Origin of the sequence: Hafnia paralvei, assembly GCF_020150375.1 — a bacterium.
Classification (GTDB): Bacteria; Pseudomonadota; Gammaproteobacteria; order Enterobacterales; family Enterobacteriaceae; genus Hafnia; species Hafnia paralvei.
Map to the genome: position 1 here is coordinate 4,559,929 of NZ_CP083737.1, position 24,333 is coordinate 4,584,261.

Annotated in this window: 15 protein-coding genes; 10 read left to right on the forward strand and 5 right to left on the reverse strand. The window is 50.0% G+C overall.

What is annotated here, in order from left to right; all coding sequences use genetic code 11:
• Positions 1 to 438: a D-aminoacyl-tRNA deacylase gene (gene dtd / locus K9N75_RS21060; protein ID WP_008815631.1), complete on the forward strand. Its 438-nt coding sequence runs from the start codon at positions 1 to 3 to the stop codon at positions 436 to 438.
• An 81-nt stretch (positions 439 to 519) separates the two neighbouring features.
• The gene (fabY, locus tag K9N75_RS21065) at positions 520 to 1,449 is read left to right on the forward strand and encodes a fatty acid biosynthesis protein FabY (RefSeq protein WP_004096794.1); all 930 of its coding nucleotides are present in this window, start codon (positions 520 to 522) and stop codon (positions 1,447 to 1,449) included.
• A gap of 51 nt (positions 1,450 to 1,500) precedes the next feature.
• Here fabY and K9N75_RS21070 read toward each other — a convergent pair whose 3' ends face one another.
• Positions 1,501 to 2,733 carry an MFS transporter gene (locus K9N75_RS21070; RefSeq protein WP_008815632.1) on the reverse strand — a complete coding sequence of 411 codons (1,233 nt, stop codon included), beginning with the start codon at positions 2,731 to 2,733 and terminating at the stop codon, positions 1,501 to 1,503.
• A gap of 273 nt (positions 2,734 to 3,006) precedes the next feature.
• Between K9N75_RS21070 and K9N75_RS21075 the strand changes: the two genes are divergently transcribed.
• Entirely contained in the window at positions 3,007 to 4,002 is a 996-nt protein-coding gene (locus K9N75_RS21075) for an acyltransferase (protein ID WP_008815633.1), read from the forward strand.
• Between the two features lie 111 nt (positions 4,003 to 4,113).
• On the opposite strand, the gene xylR is transcribed toward K9N75_RS21075, so the two are convergent.
• A complete protein-coding gene (xylR, locus tag K9N75_RS21080; protein WP_008815634.1) occupies positions 4,114 to 5,295 on the reverse strand; it encodes a D-xylose utilization transcriptional activator XylR in 1,182 nt (393 codons plus the stop codon).
• Between the two features lie 113 nt (positions 5,296 to 5,408).
• Positions 5,409 to 6,884, reverse strand: coding sequence for a D-xylose transporter XylE (gene xylE / locus K9N75_RS21085; protein WP_064572459.1), 1,476 nt, complete (start codon positions 6,882 to 6,884; stop codon positions 5,409 to 5,411).
• A 377-nt stretch (positions 6,885 to 7,261) separates the two neighbouring features.
• Between xylE and xylA the strand changes: the two genes are divergently transcribed.
• From xylA to metF, 3 genes are all read left to right on the forward strand, one after another.
• Positions 7,262 to 8,581 (forward strand): xylose isomerase, encoded by a 1,320-nt coding sequence (gene xylA / locus K9N75_RS21090; protein ID WP_039186156.1) that lies wholly within the window; start codon positions 7,262 to 7,264, stop codon positions 8,579 to 8,581.
• 76 nt (positions 8,582 to 8,657) lie between these two features.
• Positions 8,658 to 10,127: a xylulokinase gene (gene xylB, locus K9N75_RS21095; protein WP_039186065.1), complete on the forward strand. Its 1,470-nt coding sequence runs from the start codon at positions 8,658 to 8,660 to the stop codon at positions 10,125 to 10,127.
• A 293-nt stretch (positions 10,128 to 10,420) separates the two neighbouring features.
• Entirely contained in the window at positions 10,421 to 11,329 is a 909-nt protein-coding gene (metF, locus tag K9N75_RS21100; protein WP_008815638.1) for a methylenetetrahydrofolate reductase, read from the forward strand.
• A 111-nt stretch (positions 11,330 to 11,440) separates the two neighbouring features.
• Here metF and metJ read toward each other — a convergent pair whose 3' ends face one another.
• Complete coding sequence (metJ, locus tag K9N75_RS21105) at positions 11,441 to 11,761, reverse strand: met regulon transcriptional regulator MetJ (RefSeq protein ID WP_004096927.1); 321 nt, start codon at positions 11,759 to 11,761, stop codon at positions 11,441 to 11,443.
• Positions 11,762 to 12,036: 275 nt separating this feature from the next.
• Between metJ and metB the strand changes: the two genes are divergently transcribed.
• Complete coding sequence (gene metB / locus K9N75_RS21110) at positions 12,037 to 13,200, forward strand: cystathionine gamma-synthase (RefSeq protein WP_224452075.1); 1,164 nt, start codon at positions 12,037 to 12,039, stop codon at positions 13,198 to 13,200.
• Positions 13,201 to 13,256: 56 nt separating this feature from the next.
• Positions 13,257 to 15,692, forward strand: a complete 2,436-nt coding sequence (locus K9N75_RS21115; protein WP_008815640.1) for a bifunctional aspartate kinase/homoserine dehydrogenase II — start codon at positions 13,257 to 13,259, stop codon at positions 15,690 to 15,692.
• Between the two features lie 585 nt (positions 15,693 to 16,277).
• Here the strand turns inward: K9N75_RS21115 and malT are convergent.
• On the reverse strand, positions 16,278 to 18,992 hold the full coding sequence (gene malT, locus K9N75_RS21120; RefSeq protein WP_020303543.1) for an HTH-type transcriptional regulator MalT: 2,715 nt from the start codon (positions 18,990 to 18,992) through the stop codon (positions 16,278 to 16,280).
• Positions 18,993 to 19,531: 539 nt separating this feature from the next.
• On the opposite strand from malT, the gene malP reads away from it, so the two are divergent.
• Positions 19,532 to 21,940, forward strand: a complete 2,409-nt coding sequence (gene malP, locus K9N75_RS21125) for a maltodextrin phosphorylase (RefSeq protein WP_185922608.1) — start codon at positions 19,532 to 19,534, stop codon at positions 21,938 to 21,940.
• A gap of 35 nt (positions 21,941 to 21,975) precedes the next feature.
• Positions 21,976 to 24,111 (forward strand): 4-alpha-glucanotransferase, encoded by a 2,136-nt coding sequence (gene malQ, locus K9N75_RS21130; protein ID WP_224452632.1) that lies wholly within the window; start codon positions 21,976 to 21,978, stop codon positions 24,109 to 24,111.
• Positions 24,112 to 24,333 lie beyond the last annotated feature (222 nt).

Sequence of the window (24,333 nt, forward strand, 5' to 3'; positions counted from 1 at the left end):
ATGATAGCGTTAATTCAAAGAGTCACGCAGGCCAGCGTTGTTGTTGAGGGGAATACCGTGGGTGAAATTGGCCCAGGGCTGCTGGTATTACTGGGTGTTGAAAAAGATGATAACGAGCAGAAGGCTCAACGACTCAGAGACAAAGTACTCGGCTACCGCATTTTTAGTGATGAAAACGACAAGATGAATCTTAACGTTACACAAGCTGGCGGCAGTGTGCTGGTAGTTTCTCAGTTTACGTTGGCAGCTGATACCCAAAAAGGCATGCGCCCAAGTTTTTCTGGTGGGGCGGCTCCAGACGAAGCCGAACGCCTGTATGAATACTTTGTTGGCCAGTGTCGTGAAACAGGAATAAATACCCAGACAGGGCAGTTTGCGGCAGATATGAAGGTTTCGTTACTTAACGATGGGCCGGTCACTTTCTGGCTTCAAGTTTAGGCTATTTAGCACTCAGGCTGTGTGTTCAAGCCATGATGTTTATCTGTATCTTTGCGATTGTACGATGAGAGAGAGCAAGTCATGTATCACCTGCGAGTTCCAGTTACAGAGCAAGAGCTAAAAGATTATTACCAGTTCCGCTGGGAGATGCTGCGTAAGCCGCTACATCAACCGGTGGGATCGGAGCGAGATGCCTATGATGCCATGGCGCATCATCAAATGGTGGTCGATGAATCGGGAAAGCCCGTGGCGATTGGGCGCTTATATATCAATGCCGATAATGAGGCCTCAATCCGCTTTCTCGCCGTAGATCCTGCCGTACAGGCCAAAGGTCTAGGAACACTAGTGGCAATGACTCTGGAGTCCGTGGCACGCCAAGAAGGGGTTAAGCGCGTAGTATGTAGCGCGCGTGAAGATGCCGTAGAGTTTTTTGCCAAGCTCGGTTTCGAAAATCAGGGCGAAATTACCGCACCGCAAACGACCCCCGTACGCCACTTTCTTATGATTAAACCCGTAGCAACATTAGATGACATCTTGCACCGCCCCGACTGGTGTGCGCAGTTGCAAAAAGCGTGGTACGAAAATATTCCGCTCAGCGAAAAGATGGGCGTACGTATCAGCCAATATACTGGTCAGCGTTTCGTGACAACCATGCCAGAGTCAGGCAATCAAAACCCTCATCAAACGCTGTTTGCAGGTAGTCTATTTTCGCTCGCCACGCTCACAGGCTGGGGACTTATTTGGTTGCTGCTGCGTGAACGGCATCTTGGGGGAACGATTATTCTGGCAGATGCCCATATTCGCTATAGCGCACCGATTACTGGCCGTCCGCGAGCGGTGGCCGATCTCAGCTCTGTCAGCGGCGATCTTGACCGCTTGGCGCGTGGGCGCAAGGCACGAGTGCAGCTTTCAGTTAACTTATACGGTGATGAACACGCTGGCGCTGTGTTTGAAGGCACCTACATGGTGTTGCCAGCAACAGAGGATGATGAAGAGGGAAATATTCAGTAACCTTCCTGATATCGCCCCTCTCCAGCCAAGGCGAGGGGGATAACAAATCGCTTATGCTGCCTGCGGCATACCAACCTGCTTATTGCGCAAGAATAGCACCACCAGCGTCAGCCAGATAATTCCGCTCATGAGATTAAACAAGCTAAACCAGCTATTACCGCCCAGCAGATAAGCGTGCTTGGTTAACTCAATGCCAACGGTAAATATCAGCATGCTCAGCATCCCCATTGCGGCAGAAACTGTCCCTTTGCTCATATCACTGGAGAACAGCGTTAAGCGATACAAACCGGCGTTAGCAATACCGATACCGAAAGCATAGATGCTCAGGCCTGCCGTCATCCACAGATAGGCATGAGAAGCATGAACCGTCGCAATAGCCGCCAACGCTAACCCAAACATCATGGGCCATGCGCCCAACTTGATCAACGAGCGCACGCTGCGTTTGCTGGTCAATTTAGCTAACGTGAAGTTACCCAGAATCAGCGCGCCAAATACAGGCACCTGTAGCAAACCGTAATCATAACTGCTTAACCCTTCCCCGCTAATAATGATCACCGGAGACTGTGCGATCCATGCTAACAGTGGCAGGCTAGCGAAGCCTGTCGCCAGCGCACCACACAAAAAGTGGCGGTTAGACAGTACCTGCTTGTAGTCCGAGCCTAATGCCTGTAGCGAAAGCTTCTCACCACGACGCGTTGCGGTTTCAGGCATGGCACGCCACAGCCCATAAAACGCAAACGCCGCCAGTGCGGCAAACATCACAAACATCATTTGCCACGGAAACACATGCACCCAAGCAGCTCCGGCAAGCGGCCCAAGCAGAGGTGCGATAAGCGCTACGTTGGCCATCAGCGCGGTGATTTTTATACACACCGCCTCGTCAAAGGACTCCTGAATCGCGGCATAACCTACGGCACCGATAAAGCACAAGCTCACTCCCTGCAAAAAGCGCAGCAGCGTAAATTGCTCGATCGTTTGCGCCAGTAAGATCGCCAAGCAGGTCACGACAAAATAAGCCACGCCGGTCAACATCACCGGACGGCGCCCAATTCGATCTGACAAGGGACCTAGCAACCATTGCAGGAACATTCCCCCAGCCAGATAAGCCGTCATGGAGGTTGGCACCCACTCTTGGCCAACGTTAAATTCTTGCACCACGGTAAGCATACCGGGCTGAATCATATCGTTACCGATATAAGTGGTGAATTCATAGAGAACCAAACAAAGCGGAAATAACAGCGCCTGTCGGCCCAATCGCCCTGCGGCGGAAAGAGACTTTTGCATATTTATTAGTTATTTGAATATTCAGAAAAGAAAAAAGAAACCCGGCGATGTGTTGGTTAACAGATAAACCTTACGAACAACATTAGGCTGGGTGGCTATTTTGCCGCCAATTGTCACTCTTGGCAATCAGTGATGTGTAACTCAAAACATAAATCCTGATTAAGCTTGAGCATTGTTCTGATTGCCGTTGCAAGGGATGGAAGGTTAACCTGTTTTTAACAAAAGACACCGTGGATAGTAAGCGGAATTCAGGTAAGGGTTTGACGCACAGACATGAGTCAGAAAATCATTTGGATAGACAATTTACGCGCCGTTGCCTGCTTGATGGTCGTGATGATCCACTCTACGACATATTACGTTACCAACGGATTCAGCATAGGCCTATTCAATTGGGACGTAGCAAACATTCTGAACTCAGCTTCGCGCGTGTGTGTGCCGCTGTTTTTCATGATTTCAGGCTATCTTTTTTTCGGTGAAAAATCGGCTCAGGGACGACATGTTTTGCATGTTCTGCGCTGTTTACTGTTTTATAGCGCGTTGGGATTACTGTATATCAGCACGCTTACCCATATAAATCCGTGGCTTTCGGTTCGCTATTTCCTTGTCAAACCGGTGTTTTATCACCTGTGGTTCTTCTATGCGATTTTAGCGCTGTATATTATTTCGCCACTGATTAGCGTTCGCGCCGTCAGCGCCCGTTATTTGGTCGTCGTGGTCGCGGTACTTGCCGTTATCGCTAATCCCAACCTGCCTGCCTATAGCTATGCTGGTATAAAGCTGTTGCCCGTCAATCTTCATATCTCCGGCGACATGTTTTACTACCTGCTGTATGCGCTCATGGGACGTGCTTTAGGCATGCTACATACCGAAAGAGCCCGTATTTCCTGGGGCGCTGCGCTGATATTCATTGGCTGCGTACTCGCCATTGCTTTCTCGACCTATCGCCAAACGCAGCACAATGGCGGCTTTACTGATACCTATTACATGTACTGTGGCCCGCTGGTGTTCATCGCCAGTTGCGCTATTTTGCTGTTCTTCAAAAATAACTTTAACCATTCGCAAGCAGGATGGATGGCATTTATTTCACGCCATTCCCTCGCCATCTATGGTTTCCATGCATTCTTTATCCACTTCATTCGTACTCATCATTTCGACATCAGAAGTTGGCCACTACTCGATATTTTCTTGGTCTTTGGGCTAGCACTGGCGGGAAGTTTGGCATGCAGTTGGGGGCTGGGAAAAATAGACAGAAAAGGATGGGTATCGTAATAAACTCCATCACTACTACATGAAAATGGAGTTCCCGCGATACCAACGTCTAGGCATTATTGGCTCGTTTTTATACATAATAATTACGGCACACGAGATGGCTATTTTTTATTAAGCCATATTATCGCCATAGCGGTCGCGATAGTCCTTTGGCGTCATCTGGTAGCCTTTTTTGAAAACCGAATAAAAATATTGCAGCGACGGATAGCCACACATCTGAGAGATCTCGTTGATCGACAGAGAAGTAGCGATCAGCAAATTACGCGCGCGATCGAGTTTCTCTTCATGGATCACGGCGTGGATTGTATGCCCTGTTTCATCTTTAAAACGTTTTTCCAAATTGGACCGAGACATCCCAACCGCATCCAACACCTGTTCAACCTTAATGCCTTTACAGGCGTGGTGGCGGATAAAATGCATCGCTTGAATAACCGAGGGATCGCGTAACGAGCGAAAATCTGTCGATCTTCGCTCTACGACGCGCATCGGAGGTACTAAAATTCGCTGCGGGGCGATCGGACTATCGCTCGACAACAACTGATGCAGCATTTTTGCCGCACGGTAGCCCATTTGGCGAGTCCCTTGCGCCACTGACGATAAAGCGACCCGCGACAAATAACGGGTTAACTCTTCATTGTCGATGCCGATAACGCTGATTTTTTCAGGTACAGCAATATCCAGATGCTCACACACCTGCAATAGATGACGTGCGCGCGCGTCCGTTACAGCAATAATTCCGGTTTGTGGCGGCAGTGTTTGCACCCAGTCAGCCAAGCGGTTTTGTGCGTATTGCCAGTTATCTGGCGTGGTTTCCAGCCCTTGATACACCACACCTTGATACTGTTCGGTAGCGACTAACTGTCGAAACGCATACTCGCGTTCCTGTGCCCAGCGCTTACCGCTGCTGCTAGGCAAACCGTAAAAAGCAAAACGGTTAATACCCTTCTCTTTGAGATGCATAAATGCGCTCTCGACCAGCGCATGATTATCGGTGGCAATATAGGAAACCGGAGGGTAATCCTCTTCACGATGGTAAGATCCCCCTACGCCCACGATAGGAACATCAACGCCGCGAAGCAAAGCTTCAATTTCGCGATCGTCAAAGTCAGCAATCACGCCATCGCCCAACCAGTCTTTGATATTGTCGATACGACAGCGGAAATCTTCTTCAATAAAAATATCCCAATCACACTGGGAAGCCTGCAAGTATTCGCCCACCCCCTCGACAACTTGGCGGTCATACGCTTTGTTGGCATTGAATAACAATGTAATGCGATAGCGTTTGGCAAACATGCTGGCTCCATTGAACAGTGATGGCGATGAGAAAAGATAAACCAGAATAAACAATGGGAAATGATGTTCGTAGAAAACTCATCCGGCTTTGTGCCGGATGAGTATGACCGATTTCACAGTTTAATATCTTGCTCCTGCGCACGTGGGCGATAAGTCCAGAGTGACTCCAGTTCCTCCAAAGATTTACCTTTAGTTTCAGGCACAAACTTCCACATGAACAATGCCGCAAGAATCCCCATCACACCGTAAATCCAATAAGAAAAACCGTTATGGAAATGGGCGACCAGATAGGAGTTTTTATCCATCATCGGGAAACTCCAGGAAACAAAGTAGTTAGCTATCCACTGAGCAGCAACGGCAATTGCCAGCGCTTTACTCCGGATCGCGTTAGGGAAAATTTCTGCCAGCAGAACCCAGCAAACCGGTCCCCATGACATGGCAAAAGCCGCCACATAAAACAGCATCGACGCCAAGGCCACTACGCCAGAAAGTTGAGCATAGAATGCAGTTCCTAAGCCAAACATCCCCAATGACATCCCGAGTGCGCCGATAATTTGCAGCGGTTTACGACCAAACTTATCCACCGTCATGATAGCAATCACGGTAAAGGTCAGGTTGATAACACCTACGATAATCGTTTGTAGCAACGCAATATCAGTACTCGCCCCCAGGGTCTTAAAGACTTCTGGTGCGTAGTACAACACCACATTAATGCCGACAAATTGCTGGAATACCGAAAGCATGATGCCAATAACGATCACTCCAGCACCAAACATCATCAGTCGTCCACTGGTATGTTCTGGATTATTCAACGATCGAGTAATATTTTTCAGCGCCACATCGGCCTGCAGTTTCCCCATAATGCGCGTTAATACATCGCCCGCACGTTGAGTTTGACCGCGAGCAATGAGCCAACGAGGACTTTCCGGCACGGTAAACAAAAGGCCAAAAAAGAGGATCGCTGGGATAGCCTCTGAAGCAAACATGTAACGCCAGCCGATACTGTTTAGCCACAGCGCATCGCCAGAGCGAGCGATAGAATAATTAACGCAATAGACCATGAGTTGGCCAAATATAATGGCGAACTGATTAAATGAAACTAACTTCCCGCGAATATCGGCCGGTGCAACTTCTGCAATATACATCGGTGAAAGCATCGAGGCCAATCCCACCCCTACGCCACCAATAATTCTATAAATAACAAACTCAGGTATATAACCAGCTAAATAAACGGGTATCCCGCCATCGGGGTTAATATCGCTAAGCCCCAATTCAGGCCAGGCAGAACCGATAGCAGAAATAAGAAATAGCAATGCTGCTATCATTAACGAATTGCGGCGACCAAAACGATTGCTGAGATATCCCCCCATAGCGCCGCCAATAATACAGCCAATCAGTGCGCTAGCAACACAGAAACCAAGCAGCGAGTTAGCCGCCGCCTCGCCTAAGCCTTGAGGCTGTACAAAGACTTGGTTAATGGAATCAACGGTACCTGAAATAACGGCGGTGTCATAACCAAATAGCAGCCCTCCTAAAGTGGCGACAAGCGTAATTCTAAAGATGTAGGATGAGTTGTAATTCTGTTTCATGTTAATTGCCCTGCCTTGATTTTTAGACATGCAACATCTGATTTTTAATAAAAATTCTTTTTATTTCTGTCCATAGAGTGAAATATTAATAAATCAGATAAGAGAGTATTCTTCGAGAGTAATTAAACTCGCTATTAATCCTCCGGTGGTCGTAGACTTAAAACAATTACCATATTTTACTTCTTGGTTATGAATTGTGTTTTTTATGACAATCATCATGTTTTGTTGCTAATTTTATTATTTTAGGAATTTTTGCGATATGGAGCACACTTAATAATTCTCTTAACGACAGTGTGAAATATCGTAATTGAGCTGTCGTAAATAGGCTTTCAATATGGAGGGGTTGATTACATTGAACCTATTTTGAGGGCATCACCATGCAAGCTTATTTCGATCAACTAGAACGTGTTCGTTTTGAAGGAACTAACAGCACCAATCCTTTAGCCTTCCGCCACTACAATCCAGACGAAATTGTTCTTGGTAAGCGCATGGAAGATCATCTGCGCTTCGCCGCATGTTACTGGCATACCTTCTGCTGGAACGGCGCCGATATGTTCGGTATCGGCTCATTCGATCGCCCATGGCAGCAGCCGGGTGAGGCTCTGGCTCAGGCGAAACGTAAAGCGGATGTGGCCTTTGAGTTCTTCCACAAACTCAATGTGCCGTACTACTGCTTCCACGATATCGACGTCTCTCCGGAAGGCGCGTCGCTCAAAGAGTACATCAACAACTTTGCAGTAATGACCGACGTGCTTGCCGAGAAGCAAGAAACCAGCGGAGTGAAACTGCTGTGGGGCACGGCTAACTGCTTTACCAATCCGCGCTACGGCGCAGGTGCGGCAACCAATCCAAATCCTGAAGTTTTCGCTTGGGCCGCCACTCAGGTTTGTCAGGCAATGCAAGCCACCAAAAAGCTGGGCGGTGAAAACTATGTATTGTGGGGTGGCCGCGAAGGTTATGAAACATTACTGAATACGGATTTGCGCCAAGAGCGCGAGCAATTAGGCCGCTTCATGCAGATGGTTGTCGATCACAAACACAAAATCGGCTTCCAAGGAACATTGCTGATTGAACCAAAACCTCAGGAACCGACCAAACACCAATACGATTATGATGTCGCCACAGTCTACGGATTCTTGAAGCAGTTCGGCTTAGAAAAAGAGATTAAGGTGAATATCGAAGCCAACCATGCCACGCTGGCGGGTCACACCTTCCATCATGAAATTGCTAACGCGATTGCCTTAGGTATCTTTGGCTCTGTCGATGCTAACCGCGGTGACGCACAGTTGGGCTGGGACACCGATCAGTTCCCCAATAGCGTTGAAGAAAACGCATTGATTATGTTCGAAATCCTCAAGGCAGGTGGCTTCACCACCGGTGGTTTAAACTACGATGCGAAAGTTCGCCGCCAGAGCACAGATAAATATGATCTGTTCTATGGTCATATTGGCGCAATGGACACAATGGCGCTGTCATTGAAGATCGCGGCAAAAATGATTGAAGATGGCGAATTAGATCGTCGCGTGGCTAAGCGTTATGCAGGCTGGAACGGTGAGTTTGGTCAGCAGGTCCTGCAAGGTAAACTCTCTCTGGACGCGATTGCGCAATACGCTCAGCAAAACCAACTGGCACCACAGCACCAAAGCGGGCATCAAGAGCTGCTGGAAAACGTAGTTAATCGCTATATTTTCGGCTGATACATATCGCTCCCTTAACCTCTCCCTGTCAGGGAGAGGTTTTTGATGAACACCAAACCATGACAGGAGTTTCACCATGTATCTGGGTATTGATTTAGGGACTTCCGGCGTAAAAGCCATATTACTCAGTGAAGACGGCAAGGTCATTGCCAGCCACGGCGAACCGTTACAGGTGAATCGACCGCACCCGCTGTGGTCGGAGCAAAACCCTGATGCCTGGTGGCAGGCCACTGACGCAGCGATTCAAGCGCTAGGCCAACATCGCTCGCTCAGCGCAGTACGGGCTATTGGCCTGACTGGCCAGATGCACGGTGCGACACTGTTAGACAAACAGCACAAAATTCTACGTCCAGCGATCTTGTGGAACGACGGACGCAGCGCACAGGAATGCCGAGAGCTAGAGCAGTGTGTTCCTAATTCTCGCCAAATAACCGGCAACTTAATGATGCCCGGATTTACCGCCCCCAAGCTAAAATGGGTGGCTAAACATGAGCCCGAGATCTTTGCGCAGGTCGATAAAGTACTCCTACCGAAAGACTATCTACGTTGGAAAATGAGTGGCGTATTCGCCAGCGATATGTCCGATGCGGCCGGAACCATGTGGCTAGACGTTGGCAAGCGTGACTGGAGCGATGAATTGCTGGCCGCCACAGGGTTAAAGCGCAGCCACATGCCTGCACTATTCGAAGGTTCACAAATCACGGGTGAACTGCTTTCAACCCTCGCAGAACGCTGGCACATGCCAGTGGTACCGATTATCGCCGGCGGCGGCGACAACGCAGCAGGTGCCGTCGGCGTTGGCCTATACCAGTCAGGCCAAGCCATGCTATCGCTGGGTACATCCGGCGTCTATTTTGCCGTCAGTGACGGTTTCTTAAGTAACCCTGAAAGCGCGGTACACAGCTTCTGTCATGCTTTACCGAATACATGGCATTTGATGTCAGTGATGCTTAGCGCGGCCTCTTGTCTCGACTGGGTGGCTAAACTGACAGGTATTCGCAGTGTAGCTGAACTGCTAAAGGAAGTAGAAAACAGCACTCCGGCTGAAGCTCCACTATGGTTTTTGCCATATCTCTCAGGAGAACGCACGCCGCATAATAATCCGGAAGCCAAAGGCGCATTCTGGGGATTAACCCATGAGCACCAACGTGCAGATTTGTGCCGTGCGGTGTTGGAAGGGGTGGGTTATGCACTCGCAGACGGCATGGATGTCCTGCACGCTACGGGACTCAAACCGCACAGTATTACACTCATCGGCGGTGGCGCTCGCAGCGCATATTGGCGGCAAATGCTGGCTGATATCAGCGGGCAAACGCTGGAATATCGCACTGGGGGCGACGTGGGGCCAGCCCTTGGCGCTGCGCGTTTAGCCCAGATAGCGCTGCATCCAAATACCCCTCTTGCAGACCTGCTGCCTGAGCTCCCATTGGAGCAAATGCATAAGCCTGACGCTGCTCGCCATGCGTGCTATCAGAAAAGACGCAAAGTTTTCAGAGAGTTGTATAAGGTATTGGAGCCATTGACAGCGCAAACGATATCGATGTGATGTGCAGACTGATACAACGGATTTAGACCACTAATCTGTGGTATATCGGTGGTCTAAATCTTTCACGCCCCGCAGGATAACCCATATGTACCACTGGCCGCCGCTGCGCGCGCACATGAATTAATTTCACCTTCCCCTGAACATTCATCATGCGAGAAATTCATTTAACTGTTGACTCAGTGACCAACTTACGGCAATTTCATGTTTAGACGTCTAAACGTATAGACGCTTAATGAAAACGATAATAAAAAGTGCGGCTACGCGCGAACAGGTCAACAAGAGGAAGACGGGGTATGAGTTTCTTTCACGCAAATCAGCGCGAGGCGTTGAACCAAAGTCTGGCAGAACTGCACGGACAAATTAATGTGTCATTTGAGTTCTTCCCGCCACGCACTAGCGAAATGGAAGATACTCTCTGGCAGTCCATCGATCGTTTGAGCAGCCTGAAACCCAAGTTTGTCTCTGTAACCTACGGCGCAAATTCTGGTGAACGTGACCGTACCCATAGCATTATTAAAGGCATCAAAGAACGCACCGGACTTGAAGCCGCGCCGCATCTTACCTGCGTAGACGCCACACGTGACGAACTGCGCACCATTGCTCAGGACTACTGGAATAACGGTATTCGCCATATCGTTGCCCTGCGCGGCGATTTGCCAGCCGGTGGCGGCAAACCGGATATGTATGCCTGCGATCTGGTTTCTTTACTGAAAGAGGTCGGGGATTTTGACATCTCGGTAGCGGCGTATCCAGAAGTACATCCAGAAGCGAAAAGCCCACAGGCCGATCTGATCAACCTCAAGCGCAAGATAGATGCCGGCGCCAATCGCGCAATTACCCAATTTTTCTTCGACGTTGAAAGTTACCTACGTTTTCGCGACCGTTGCGTGGCAACGGGCATTGACGTTGAAATCGTGCCAGGAATTCTGCCGGTATCCAACTTCAAGCAGCTACAGCGTTTTGCCACCATGACGAACGTGCGCGTTCCTCATTGGATGACCAACATGTTTGAAGGTCTAGATGACGACGCAGAAACCCGCAAAATGGTCGGAGCTAATATCGCGATGGATATGGTGAAAATCCTCAGCCGCGAAGGCGTGAAGGACTTCCATTTTTACACGCTAAACCGCGCTGAGATGAGCTACGCAATTTGCCATACTCTGGGTGTGCGTCCTGAAATACATGCCCCTATCACCGCTTAAACTGCATTCGTTACCCGTCTCCTCCCCCGTCAAAGGGGGTTAAAATCCGTTTCTACTCGATAAAAAAAACCACGCTACAAAGCGTGGTTTTTATTTTGACACCAGAGCAAATTAATATTCCCAAGTATCTGGGTCGATACCCATCTCACGCATCAGCAATTTCGCTGCTTCAGGAATTTCATCGCTACGTTCTTTACGCAGGTCCGCATCATTAGGCAGTGGCTGACCAGTGAATGCATGCAAAAAAGCCTCACACAGCAATTCACTGTTGGTTGCATGACGTAGGTTGTTAACCTGACGGCGAGTACGCTCGTCGGTTAAAATTTTCAGCACTTTCAGCGGAATAGATACAGTGATCTTTTTCACCTGCTCGCTTTTTTTGCCGTGCTCAGCATAAGGGCTGATGTATTCGCCATTCCATTCAGCAGCCATGGGGATACCTTCGTTAGACTTAGTTATTTTGAGAAACGGCTAATTATGTCCGATTCTCACGATTTATGCTCACAAAGTGTCTGATTTATCAGTTTATGTCACTATTCTGTGACCTCAGCGCACTTCAAACTGACATAATTTTAGCGGTTATTTCCTCAAGGCTCAATCTATACGCAAAGAAGTTTAGATGTCTAGAAGTATTGACGTCTATATTCGAAGCGATTAATCTTTATTCCACTTTCACCCTACACATCACCCAGCGCGGAGAGAACAACGTGACTTATAAGCAGGCAACACTTGCAGTGCGCAGCGGTTTGAACGATGACGAACAGTATGGTTGCGTGGTTCCACCGATCCATTTGTCCAGCACCTACAACTTTACCGATTTCAATGAGCCACGCGCACATGACTATTCTCGCCGTGGAAATCCTACGCGTGATGTGGTTCAGCGTGCTTTGGCTGAGCTTGAGGGGGGCGCTGGCGCAGTCATGACTAGCTCCGGTATGTCTGCTATTCATCTGGTGTGTACCGTATTCCTCAAACCAGGCGATCTTCTGGTTGCACCGCACAACTGTTACGGCGGCAGCTATCGTCTGTTTGATAGCCTCGCCAAGCGCGGTGCGTATAACGTGCTGTTTGTCGATCAGGGTGATGCACAGGCGCTCGCCGCAGCGTTAGAACAAAAACCTAAGCTAGTGCTGATTGAAACACCCAGCAATCCACTGCTGCGCGTGGTTGATATCGCCGCAATCTGCTCGGCGGCAAAAGCGGCGGGAGCATTGACCGTGGTGGATAACACCTTCTTGAGCCCCGCGCTACAGCAACCACTGAAGCTAGGCGCGGATTTGGTGTTGCACTCCTGCACAAAATATTTGAACGGCCATTCTGATGTAGTGGCGGGAACAGTAATTGCCAAATCCCCTGAACACGTCACCGAGCTCGCATGGTGGGCAAATAATATTGGGGTTACCGGTGGTGCATTCGACAGCTATCTACTGCTGCGCGGCTTGCGTACCCTAAACCCACGAATTCAGCTACAGCAGCAAAATGCGCTGAAAATCGTTGATTTCCTCAAGCAGCAGCCGCTGGTTAAAAAGCTTTATCATCCATCATTACCAGAAAACCAAGGCCATGAAATTGCCTGCCGTCAACAGTCTGGTTTTGGAGCCATGTTAAGTTTTGAACTGGATGGCGATGAAGCCCTGCTCCGGCGATTCCTAAATGCACTGCAACTGTTTACACTGGCAGAATCTTTAGGCGGCGTGGAAAGTCTGATTTCCCACGCAGGCACTATGACTCACGCAGGTATGGCTCCAGAAGCCCGTAAAGCCGCAGGTATTTCAGAAAGCCTGCTACGTGTTTCTGTGGGCATCGAAGATAGCGATGATTTAATTTCCGATCTGGAACAGGCGTTCCAGAAAGCTAACAGCCAACGCTAACGTGCTGTTTTTCAAGCGATGACGCTGCATATTAGGCTGGCTTTAAGAGGTAAAGAATGAGCGCACAACCGGTAGCTGGGCAGGCGGTAGGACGCCAACTGCATAAGTTTGGCGGCAGTAGTTTAGCCGATGTGAAATGTTATCTGCGCGTCGCGGGGATCATGGCGGAGTACAGCTTCCCTGGCGATATGATGGTCGTTTCCGCCGCAGGTAGCACCACCAACCAGCTTATTAGCTGGTTGAGGCTGAGCCAAACTGACCGGATCTCTGCTCATCAGGTACAGCAGGCGCTGCGCCGCTATCAGTCGGAATTGATCACTGGCTTGCTGCCTGCCGAATTGGCCGAGCCTCTGGTTGCGCGTTTTACTTCAGATCTGGAGCGTTTGGCCACATTGCTCGATGAACCTATGTGCGATGCAACCTACGCTGAGGTGGTCGGACACGGTGAGATCTGGTCGGCACGTCTGATGTCTGCACTACTAAACGTCAAAGGCATGGAGTCAGAATGGCTTGATGCACGCGATTTCCTCCGCGCCGAGCGCTCCGCTCAGCCGCAGGTGGACGAAGGTCGCTCTTATCCTCTGTTACAGCAACTGTTAGCGCAGCATCCCAATAAGCGTTTGGTTGCGACCGGTTTTATCAGCCGCAACGATGCAGGAGAAACCGTACTGTTGGGACGTAACGGTTCCGACTACTCTGCAACCCAAATCGGCTCACTGGCCGGCGTTTCCCGTGTCACGATCTGGAGTGACGTAGCCGGTGTGTACAGCGCCGACCCACGTAAGGTTAAAGATGCTTGTCTGCTGCCGCTGCTGCGCTTAGATGAAGCCAGTGAACTGGCACGTTTAGCCGCGCCGGTGCTGCATGCGCGTACTTTACAGCCAGTTTCCGCTAGCGATATCGATCTGCAGCTGCGTTGTAGCTACCAGCCAGAGCAGGGCTCGACGCGCATTGAGCGCGTCTTAGCTTCTGGCACCGGTGCCAAAATAGTTACCAGCCATGATGAAGTTTGCCTGATTGAACTCAACGTTCCGCAAAGCCATGATTTTGAAAACGTACGTCAAGAAGTTGATCGTGTGCTGAAGCGTTCACAGCTGCGACCGTTAGCCACTGGCGTACATCGCGACCGTCATATGATTCAGCTGTGCTATACCGCAGAGGTCGTTGGCAGCGCACTGAAACTGCTAGAAGAGTCTGGCGTACCGGGACTGTTGCAGTTGCGCGAAGGTTTGGCTCTGGTTGCGTTAGTCGGTGCTGGCGTATGCAAGAATCCACTGCATAGCCACCGTTTCTATCAGCAGCTAAAAGATCAGCCAATCGAATTCTTCTGCCAGTCGGAAGACAGTATCAGCTTAGTAGCCGTATTACGCCGTGGCCCAACCGAAGCGTTGATTCAAGGGCTGCATACCAGCCTGTTCCGTGCTGAAAAGCGCGTCGGGTTGGTGTTAATGGGCAAAGGCAATATCGGCTCCCGCTGGTTAGAGCTGTTTGCCCGTGAGCAGGAAAATATTTCGGCTCGTAGCGGATTTGAATTTGTGCTGGCAGGCGTGGTCGATAGCAGCCGAAGTTTGCTCAATTATGAAGGATTAGATGCCAGCCGTGCATTGGCATTCTTCGACGATGAAGCGCAGGAAATGGATGAAGAAAATCTGTTCCTGTGGATGCGTGCCCATCCTTACGACGATTTAGTGGTGTTAGATGTTACGGCCAGTGAATCGCTGGCACAGCAGTATCGTGATTTTGCCAGCTATGGTTTCCACGTCATCAGCGCCAATAAATTAGCGGGCGCATCAGGCAGTGATGAATATCGCCAGATCCGAGATGCGTTTGAGAAAACGGGTCGTCACTGGCTGTATAACGCAACCGTCGGCGCGGGCTTACCGGTAAACTATACGGTGCGCGATCTACGCGACAGCGGTGACTCCATTTTGTCCATCAGCGGAATTTTCTCCGGTACCCTGTCTTGGCTCTTCCTCCAGTTTGATGGCACTGTGCCATTTACCGATTTAGTAGACCAAGCATGGCAGCAAGGACTCACCGAACCCGATCCACGCGTCGATCTCTCTGGCCAAGACGTTATGCGCAAGCTAGTGATTCTGGCACGTGAAGCGGGCTACGATATCGAGCCTAATCAGGTTCGCGTGGAATCACTGGTACCCGCCGGTTGTGAAAGCGGTTCTATAGATCACTTCTTCGAGAACGGCGAAGACTTGAACGAGCAGATGATCCAGCGCTTAGAAGCGGCTAACGAGCTAGGTTTAGTATTGCGCTATGTGGCACGCTTTGATGCTAACGGTAAAGCTCGCGTTGGCGTAGAAGCAGTACGTCCAGAACACCCGCTGGCAGCGCTGTTACCGTGTGATAATGTGTTTGCCATTGAAAGCCGCTGGTATCGCGATAACCCACTGGTTATTCGCGGCCCAGGAGCGGGGCGCGATGTGACTGCGGGAGCCATTCAGTCGGATTTGAACCGGCTGGCAGCGTTATTGTAAGTGTGAGCGCAACGGGTTCGTGTATGCCATTGCGGTGAAGGATTTTTATGCCGCTCGTGTATGGAACTACGGTGTGATATTCCGCCCGCCTGTCCATATCGAGCTTCACTGATACACTGGTGAAGGCGTACGGGCAGAGACCACCAGCGCGTGGTCTCTGCACTCGCGCGCTTTTATCCGAGACGCCATCTCCGCTCCGGTTTGGTATCGCCCATCCAGGGCGCCCCAAACTCCGTCACGACATCCCTGTCGTGCCGGCTCTCCCTACGAATGCTTAAACTAAAAGCCGTCCACGCTTTTTGTTTTGACGTTGACCTTTTCCGGCACATTACCGGACAGCCAAGTGAATCATGCAGGTTAGGATTCGCCGATTGATATCGGCGAAAGAACGACGGAGGCATGGATGCCGATTGTCGTTCGTTCCGTTAAGACCGGAATGATGAAACGAGGGAACCCGCGTAGCGGGCTGGTAGGGGGTGCCAAGCCTGGATGCAAGGCGGCGGCGATTGAGCCGCCTTGCTCGGACGCCTACACAAATAATTATGTAGAAAGCCGTTGTATTAGGCGTACGAAATATTTCGCGACTTACACCCCATACCCCATCATCTTCATAATATTCTGCGCCTGCTGCACCGCTTCTTGGCGATGTGCTACACCGAGTTTTTGGTACAGGTTGCGGATGTGAGTTTTGATAGTGGTTGCCGCAACATCCAGTTCACTGGCAATTTGCTCATTGCTGTAGCCGGAGTAGATAAGTCCAAGTACCTGCCACTCGCGTTGGGTTAGCGGGCTAGTGCGGATCAGTTCCGGCACTTGCGGATGGTTTAACAATCGCTCGACAAAGCTTTCGTCGAAATGAGCGAATTTATGGCGATGATGTTGGTTAATGTCACGCAAAATACGCTGTGCACGATGCTGATCTAGCTCTGGTAACGTGTTGAGCTGCAATAGCTGGCGCAACTGCTGAGCCATTACCTCTCCTTCAATCACAAAGTGGCTCACAAAACCCGTGCGGTTGGCTAAATTCAGCGCTTCAATCAGTACACGTAGTGCCTCGCTTTTGCGATCGGTATTCCAATACAGCAAATTGCATAACAATAGATTACGGTTGAGATCGCTAACCAAACGCAGCCGACGAGCCTCTTCATTTAGCTCGTCCAACACCACTTCGGCTTCCTCATAGCGCCCTAATAAAATCTGTACTCGAGCAATATTACGCCATTGTCCTTGCAAGAAGTGGTTATCAGCACGAGAAGGTTTCTCGGCCTGCATTAACCACTGTGAAGCAGCCGCGCGATCACCCGTCATTTGCCAAGCTATCACCCGAGGCTTATCGGCGTTAGTTTGCCAATCACGATGATAATGCCCAGATTGCAGCAGGTTCTCACAGCGGCGCAAATACTGATTGGCGTTATCCAAATCGCCGCGCGCTAATGAGCACTTCGCCAGCATCGCCAAACACTGTAACTGTTGCTGAGGTTCATAGTTAGCAAGGACGGCTAAGCCTTTACGCGCGGCCTCTTCAGCTTCATCTAAACGCATCCACGACCATAGAACCTGCGAGCGAATCCTCAGCAAAAACTCATGCATTGGCAGTTGTTCTAAGTGCTGCTCATCGATGAGCTCGAAGGCTTTTTCCTGTGTCTCATAGGCGGCCTGTAGGAAGCCCTGTGCAATCAGGATTTCGCTCTGTTGCAGCATAGCCCATAGCGCGTAGTGGTAAGCCTGATGACGGCGAGCCACCTGCTCGGTTTGCTGCATCATTGGCAACGCGCGGGATAAATCCCCTTTGCAGTGGTGCACTTCGCCAATCACGGAGCTGGTGACAATGCGGCTATAATAGCTGCTGATCGGTAAATGTTTCAGAGCCTCAACGGCAAGCTTTTCTGCCTCGTCAGGAAGTCCATCATTGATTGCCACCTGCGCGCGCAACGCATCAAACTCGGCCAACATAGCGGCATCAATGACAATATTCTGCACATTCATTTCATGTTCGGCACGTTCCAGCAAAGTATTCACTTCGCTGTAGCGATGTTGGCTCTGCGCCAGCCACGCCTGTAGCAACGCCAAACGCGGATTCTGGATCAGTTTTTCATAAGGAAGGGCATTCAAGCACTCTTCCAGCAACGAGAGTTCACTTTGATGGAACAGCTCCCATGCATGCTGCAATAAAACATCGCGCAACATGTCGACATCTCCGGCCGCTAAGGCATGATGAATGGCCTCAGCGGGAAATCCTTGGTCCAGCCAGCCTTGAGCAGCACGACGATGCAGGTCAGGTAAATCAGCGGCCAATTCCCATTGGCAACGCTGCCGCAAGAAGTTGGCAAACAAGGGATGAAAACAGAACCACTCCCCATCAGCATCCATGCGATGAATAAATAAGCCTTGTCGCTCCAGCTCTTCCAACTGTTGCTGACCGTTATCTTCGCCGGTTAGCCGCACCAGCAAAGCATCATTCATCGAGCGCAGCACTGAGCAGCGCAACAAAAAGTTACGTGTACTGGCATCAACCCGATCGAGAACCTCATCAACCAAATAGTCAGAGAGATGGCTGGCATTAATCTTAGCAAGACGGCGCGCAGACTCTTGTGCGGTAGTCGTAGACTGGCGCACAGAGAGTGCAATCAGCTGAAGCGCCGTCGGCCAGCCTTCAACTTCATCACACAGTTGATGACTTTCAATATCAGGCAGCGGAGATTTCAAACGATGATTGAAAAACTGAGAGGCTTCTTGATGGTTAAAGGCGAGCTGTTTGGTACCCACTTCCAACAACTGTTCACGTACGCGGAGGTTCGCAATGCCCAGCGGCGGCAGAGTTCGTGAAAGCAGCATCACCGTGAGATTGTCCGGCTGGTGGCGCAGGAAAAAGCGCATCGCTTCATGGATTTGTGCATTAGTAATCAAATGATAATCATCGATGACTAAACACAGCGGAGAATGCCAATCAGAAAGCTCGATAAAGAGCTGCGCAAATAATGCAGAAAGCGTGGCGTACTGATGCTTTTGGCTCATCGCTTCGCTTTTGTGGCAGTGTCCACCGGTTGCCTGCTGCAAAGCGGCAATCAGGTAACTTGCAAAACGCTCTGGCTGATTATCGCTTTCATCAAGAGAGAACCAACCTAAATTGGTATTTTCCTCTGCCCATTGCGCCAGCAGCGTCGTTTTACCATAGCCCGCTGGCCCATTCACTAATACCAGCCGGTAATTACCGGCTGACGCTAGTTTGGTTAATAGCCGTTCGCGTACCACCGTATTTTGTAGCCGTACCGGACGGCTTAATTTCGACGGAATTAGCATGGTAAAACCCCACAAAGAAAGCCCAAAGCAAACCACAGCAATATTCACTAAAAATATGGCTTTATTTATTTCGCGCTTCGTAATTAATTAGTCATGTTTAACTTGGGATATCACGCCATTTAATGCAACAGACCACGATGACTTGGTAGCAGGAAATTGCAGTCGATCACATTTCTCATAACTTCTTACCTCTTTGCCTAAAAATTGAATCAACGCCGTTTCATTGATCCTCGGTTTAGGTTACGGAGGTCTCTTTACTGACTCCAAAGCAAATATTTTCGGCTTCCTCACATTTCATATCTATTCTTAACAATTTAGTTGTTGGTTTCTTATACAAGAACTGAGTTTTTGGCGTTACATTCAAGTTATCGAAACTAGATTTTTCCATCTGCTGTACGACAGAGAGTAGGTATGGATCACAGTTTTGACTACGCCCCGCCCCTCCTCCCCGCCTCATCCCTCTTCGGGAGGATGTTATAAAACCGGTGGGTCGGCAGGATATCGTCAATTCCTGAACTTTATGCTTGAGAGAGACTGATATGTCGCACATCCCATTTGATAAGGACGTATTCCTGGCGGCACTTACCCGTCAATGGCAACACTTTGGACTAACCGCATCCAGCCAGATGACGGAGCATCAATGGTGGCAGGCGGTAAGTGCAGCTATTGCTGAGCAGCTATCGGCGTTACCTCAGCCAAAGGCACTGGCCAAAAGCGATCTCCGCCACGTGAACTATCTATCCATGGAGTTTCTCATTGGGCGCCTCACTGCCAACAATCTGATCAATCTGGGCTGGTATGACGCGGTAGAAAAAGCGCTCGCCAAGCATGATGTTTTGCTCAGCGATTTATTGGAACAAGAAACCGACCCCGCCTTGGGCAACGGCGGATTAGGTCGCTTAGCAGCCTGCTTCCTTGACTCCATGGCGACCGTAGAACAGCCAGCTACTGGCTATGGCCTATGCTATCAGTATGGTCTGTTCCGCCAATCCTTCAGCGACGGTCATCAGATGGAAGCGCCAGACAACTGGGAGCGCGAAAGCTACCCGTGGTTCCGTCATAACAGCGCATTAAACGTAGACGTGAATTTTGGCGGTAAGCTGATTAAGCAAAAGGAGGGTAACGTTTTATGGCAGCCAGCATTAACACTTCGCGGAGAAGCGTGGGATCTGCCCATTCTGGGTTATCACAATGGTGTAAGCCAACCACTGCGTCTGTGGCAAGCCACCCACGCGCATCCATTTGATTTAACCAAATTCAACGATGGTCAGTTCTTAAAAGCGGAAAGCGATGGTATTGAAGCAGCCAAACTCACTAAGGTTCTCTATCCAAACGATAACCATCAAGCGGGTAAACGCCTACGACTCATGCAACAGTACTTCCACTGCGCTTGCTCTGTAGCCGATATCCTGCGCAAACACCATTTAGCGGGACGTAAGCTGGCCGATTTACCTAAGTATGAGGTTATCCAGCTTAACGATACCCATCCAACCATCGCGATCCCAGAACTACTGCGTGTGCTGTTGGATGAGCATCAAATGTCGTGGGATGACGCATGGGCAATCACCAGCAACACCTTCGCCTACACCAACCATACCCTGATGCCAGAAGCACTAGAGTGTTGGGACGAACGTTTGGTGCGTAGCCTGTTGCCGCGCCACTTCGACATCATCAAACAAATTAACGCCCGCTTCAAAAAGCAGGTGCAGAAACAGTGGCCAGGCGATGAGGCCGTGTGGAGCAAACTGGCCGTTCATCACAACAAGCAGGTGCGCATGGCAAACCTGTGCGTCGTCGGCGGTTTTGCCGTCAATGGCGTTGCCCAACTGCATTCTGATCTGGTCGTAAAAGACCTGTTCCCTGAATACTACCAACTGTGGCCGAATAAATTCCACAACGTGACCAACGGTATCACGCCACGCCGCTGGCTGAAGCAGTGTAATCCAGCACTCGCAGGACTGATCGACAGCACGCTGAAAACCGAGTGGGCCAATAATTTAGACGCGTTGAAAACGCTAGAGCCTTATGCCGACGATGCGAACTTCCGCCAGAAATATCAGAGCATCAAGCGTGAGAATAAAATCGCACTGGCGAAGTATGTAAAAAACGTGATGGGGTTAGAGCTGAACGTTGATGCAATCTTCGACGTGCAGATTAAACGACTGCATGAATATAAGCGCCAGCATCTAAACCTGCTGCATATTCTGGCTCTCTATCATGAGCTACGCGACAACCCACAGGCAAACCGTGTACCGCGCGTATTCCTGTTCGGGGCAAAAGCCGCTCCGGGTTACTACCTCGCAAAAAATATTATCTATGCGATCAACAAGGTTGCAGAAAAGATCAATAACGATCCGTTAATGAAAGGTCGTTTGCAGGTAGCATTCATCCCTGATTACCGTGTCTCTGTGGCGGAATTGATGATACCTGCGGCCGATATCTCAGAGCAGATCTCCACTGCGGGTAAAGAAGCCTCTGGCACCGGCAATATGAAGCTCGCGCTCAACGGCGCGTTAACCGTTGGGACGCTGGATGGCGCTAACGTTGAAATTGCACAGGAAGTGGGTGAAGAGAACATCTTTATCTTCGGACAAACCGTAGAACAGGTAAAGGCGACCTTAGCCAAAGGCTATCAGCCAAAAGCAATTTATCGTAAAGACAAACAACTGAAGCTCATTCTGGATGAGCTCGCCAAAGGGCATTACAGCAATGGCGATAAGCATGCCTTCGAGCCAATGCTGCATAGTCTGTTAGACGGCGGCGATCCGTATCTCGTATTAGCCGACTTCGCCGACTACTGTCGTGCCCAGCAAGAAGTGGACGTGCTGTATCGCGATCAGGATAAATGGACTCGAGCAACCATCCTCAACACCGCTCGCGTGGGTATGTTCAGCTCTGACCGTTCTATCCGCGATTATCAACAGCGAATCTGGCAGGCCAAGCGTTAAGGAGCTGTTCCATGAAAGAGAAAACAACACCGCCAATGGAACAAATTACGCAGCATCAGCAAGACGAACGCAAGCTGCTGGAAAGTTTGGCGGCGCAAGCAGGTATCGCCGCCAGCTATATCAATGCCCATGGACAACAGCAAGCGATTAGCACTGAAACCAAACAGCGTCTGGTGGAAGCGATGCACCCATTCACGCCGACGCAGGTCGGCTCACCGGTTCCACCGGTGGTGGTGTTTACTCAGGGGCGCCCTTGCCATCTCAATCTCCAGACCGTTGGGGAATACACGTGGACGCTGACTTTAGAATCTGAACCAGCAGATAAGCAGGCGCGAACGGGCGTACACAACGGCAAAGTACAGCGGCGTAAAAACCTGACCCTGCCGCGTGATTTACCGTTGGGCTACCATCAGCTAACGTTGCGTGATGAACAACAAGCGTGGACGTGCCAAATTATTGTCACGCCTACGCGCTGCTTTGAACCCGATGCGCTGCTCACCGGCCGTAAACTCTGGGGAGCCTGCGTACAGCTTTACACCTTACGCTCGGACAACAACTGGGGAATCGGTGATTTCGGCGACCTTAAGCAGATGGTGCTGAACGTCGCTAAACGCGGGGGCGCTTTTGTCGGCCTAAACCCTATTCATTCTCTCTATCCTGCTAATCCGGAAAGCGCCAGCCCCTACAGTCCATCTTCTCGTCGTTGGCTCAACGTGGCCTATATCGACGTGAATCAGGTTGAAGAGTTCAAGCATAGCGCTGAAGCCCAAGCATGGTGGAATAATGCAGAAACTCAGTTGCGCCTCAGCGAAGCCAGAGCTAGCGAATGGGTCGATTACACCAGCGTTATCACACTCAAGCTCAATGCACTCCAACGGGCATATCCTGAATTTACTAAACAAAAAAGCAGTAGCAAGCGTCTGAAAGCTTTCCAGCACTTTGTGCAACAGGGTGGAGAAAGCCTGTACCAACAGGCCGCCTTCGATGCCCTGCATGCGCATCTCAGCGCTCAGGACCCGACTATGTGGGGGTGGCCAGTTTGGCCTGATAATTTACGCAACGCAGACAGCAGCGGCGTGGCCGAGTTTTGCCACCAACATGCGGATAAAGTCGATTTTTACCTCTGGCTACAGTGGCTGGCATATTGTCAGCTCTCTGAATGTTTTGAAGTTTGCCAGCAGCAAAAAATGCCGATTGGCTTATATCGCGATTTAGCGGTAGGCGTAGCCGAAGGCGGCGCCGAAACATGGGGCGAAAATGGGCTCTACTGCTTGAAAGCTTCCGTTGGCGCACCGCCGGATATTCTCGGCCCGTTAGGGCAAAACTGGGGGCTACCACCGATGGACCCTCACGTTATGGCCGCTCGAGCCTATCAACCGTTCATCGATATGTTGCGCGCTAATATGACCTGCTGCGGTGCCCTACGTATCGACCATGTCATGTCAATGCTGCGTTTATGGTGGATACCCTACGGTGAAACTGCCGATAAAGGTGCCTATGTACGCTATCCAGTCGATGATTTGCTGGCAATTTTGGCATTAGAAAGTCAGCGCAATCACTGTATGGTTATCGGCGAGGATCTGGGTACCGTACCGGTTGAAATTATCGCTAAATTACGCGATTGTGGAGTGTACTCCTACAAAGTGTTGTATTTTGAGCACGATCAGGACAATAGCTTCCGTGCCCCGCAATCCTATACCGTGCAGGCCATGGCGACTATTACTACCCACGATCTACCGACGCTACGCGGCTACTGGCAAGCCGATGATTTACATCTAGGCAGAGAGCTCGGCCTTTATCCCGATTTAGACGTCCTCAGACAGTTACATGCCGATCGCGAAGCGGCTAAGCAAGGATTGCTAAACGGTTTACATCAATACGGATGTGTACCGAAAAAAGTAGGTCACCGCGCCAATCACTTAGCAATGAGCCCGACGCTTAATCGAGGTTTGCAACGCTATGTCGCCGATAGCGCCAGTGCCCTACTCGGCTTACAGCCTGAAGACTGGCTGGATATGGAAAAACCGGTCAACATTCCCGGTACCAGCGATCAATATCCAAACTGGCGTCGTAAGCTGACACATACCCTTGAAGAGATGTTTAACGATCCTAACGTTAACCTTTTGATTCGCGATTTAGATAAACGCCGCCGTAAGGTTTCAGCGGAATAATCATTGCCTTCACGTTAAGAGACCGTAGGCATATTTTCTACGGTCTCACACCACGCTTATTTCTTTCCCCAGAAAAATAACTGCTGTTTAGCACATACATCTATAAAAGCTGACTATGCTTAAAAATGGTTAATTTTAAAACTAACCAAAGAATAAGAAAGCCTGCAAACGTTCGCGCTGTAGCGATTTGTGCCTTTGTTTTTTTGTTGAGAAATTATTGAG

Bases quoted from the DNA above. Each gene is read 5' to 3' on its own strand.
- dtd (WP_008815631.1), top strand. From the start codon at position 1: ATGATAGCGTTAATTCAAAGAGTCACGCAGGCCAGCGTTGTTGTTGAG.
- fabY (WP_004096794.1), top strand. From the start codon at position 520: ATGTATCACCTGCGAGTTCCAGTTACAGAGCAAGAGCTAAAAGATTAT.
- K9N75_RS21070 (WP_008815632.1), bottom strand. From the start codon at position 2,733: ATGCAAAAGTCTCTTTCCGCCGCAGGGCGATTGGGCCGACAGGCGCTG.
- K9N75_RS21075 (WP_008815633.1), top strand. From the start codon at position 3,007: ATGAGTCAGAAAATCATTTGGATAGACAATTTACGCGCCGTTGCCTGC.
- xylR (WP_008815634.1), bottom strand. From the start codon at position 5,295: ATGTTTGCCAAACGCTATCGCATTACATTGTTATTCAATGCCAACAAA.
- xylE (WP_064572459.1), bottom strand. From the start codon at position 6,884: ATGAAACAGAATTACAACTCATCCTACATCTTTAGAATTACGCTTGTC.
- xylA (WP_039186156.1), top strand. From the start codon at position 7,262: ATGCAAGCTTATTTCGATCAACTAGAACGTGTTCGTTTTGAAGGAACT.
- xylB (WP_039186065.1), top strand. From the start codon at position 8,658: ATGTATCTGGGTATTGATTTAGGGACTTCCGGCGTAAAAGCCATATTA.
- metF (WP_008815638.1), top strand. From the start codon at position 10,421: ATGAGTTTCTTTCACGCAAATCAGCGCGAGGCGTTGAACCAAAGTCTG.
- metJ (WP_004096927.1), bottom strand. From the start codon at position 11,761: ATGGCTGCTGAATGGAATGGCGAATACATCAGCCCTTATGCTGAGCAC.
- K9N75_RS21115 (WP_008815640.1), top strand. From the start codon at position 13,257: ATGAGCGCACAACCGGTAGCTGGGCAGGCGGTAGGACGCCAACTGCAT.
- malT (WP_020303543.1), bottom strand. From the start codon at position 18,992: ATGCTAATTCCGTCGAAATTAAGCCGTCCGGTACGGCTACAAAATACG.
- malP (WP_185922608.1), top strand. From the start codon at position 19,532: ATGTCGCACATCCCATTTGATAAGGACGTATTCCTGGCGGCACTTACC.
- malQ (WP_224452632.1), top strand. From the start codon at position 21,976: ATGGAACAAATTACGCAGCATCAGCAAGACGAACGCAAGCTGCTGGAA.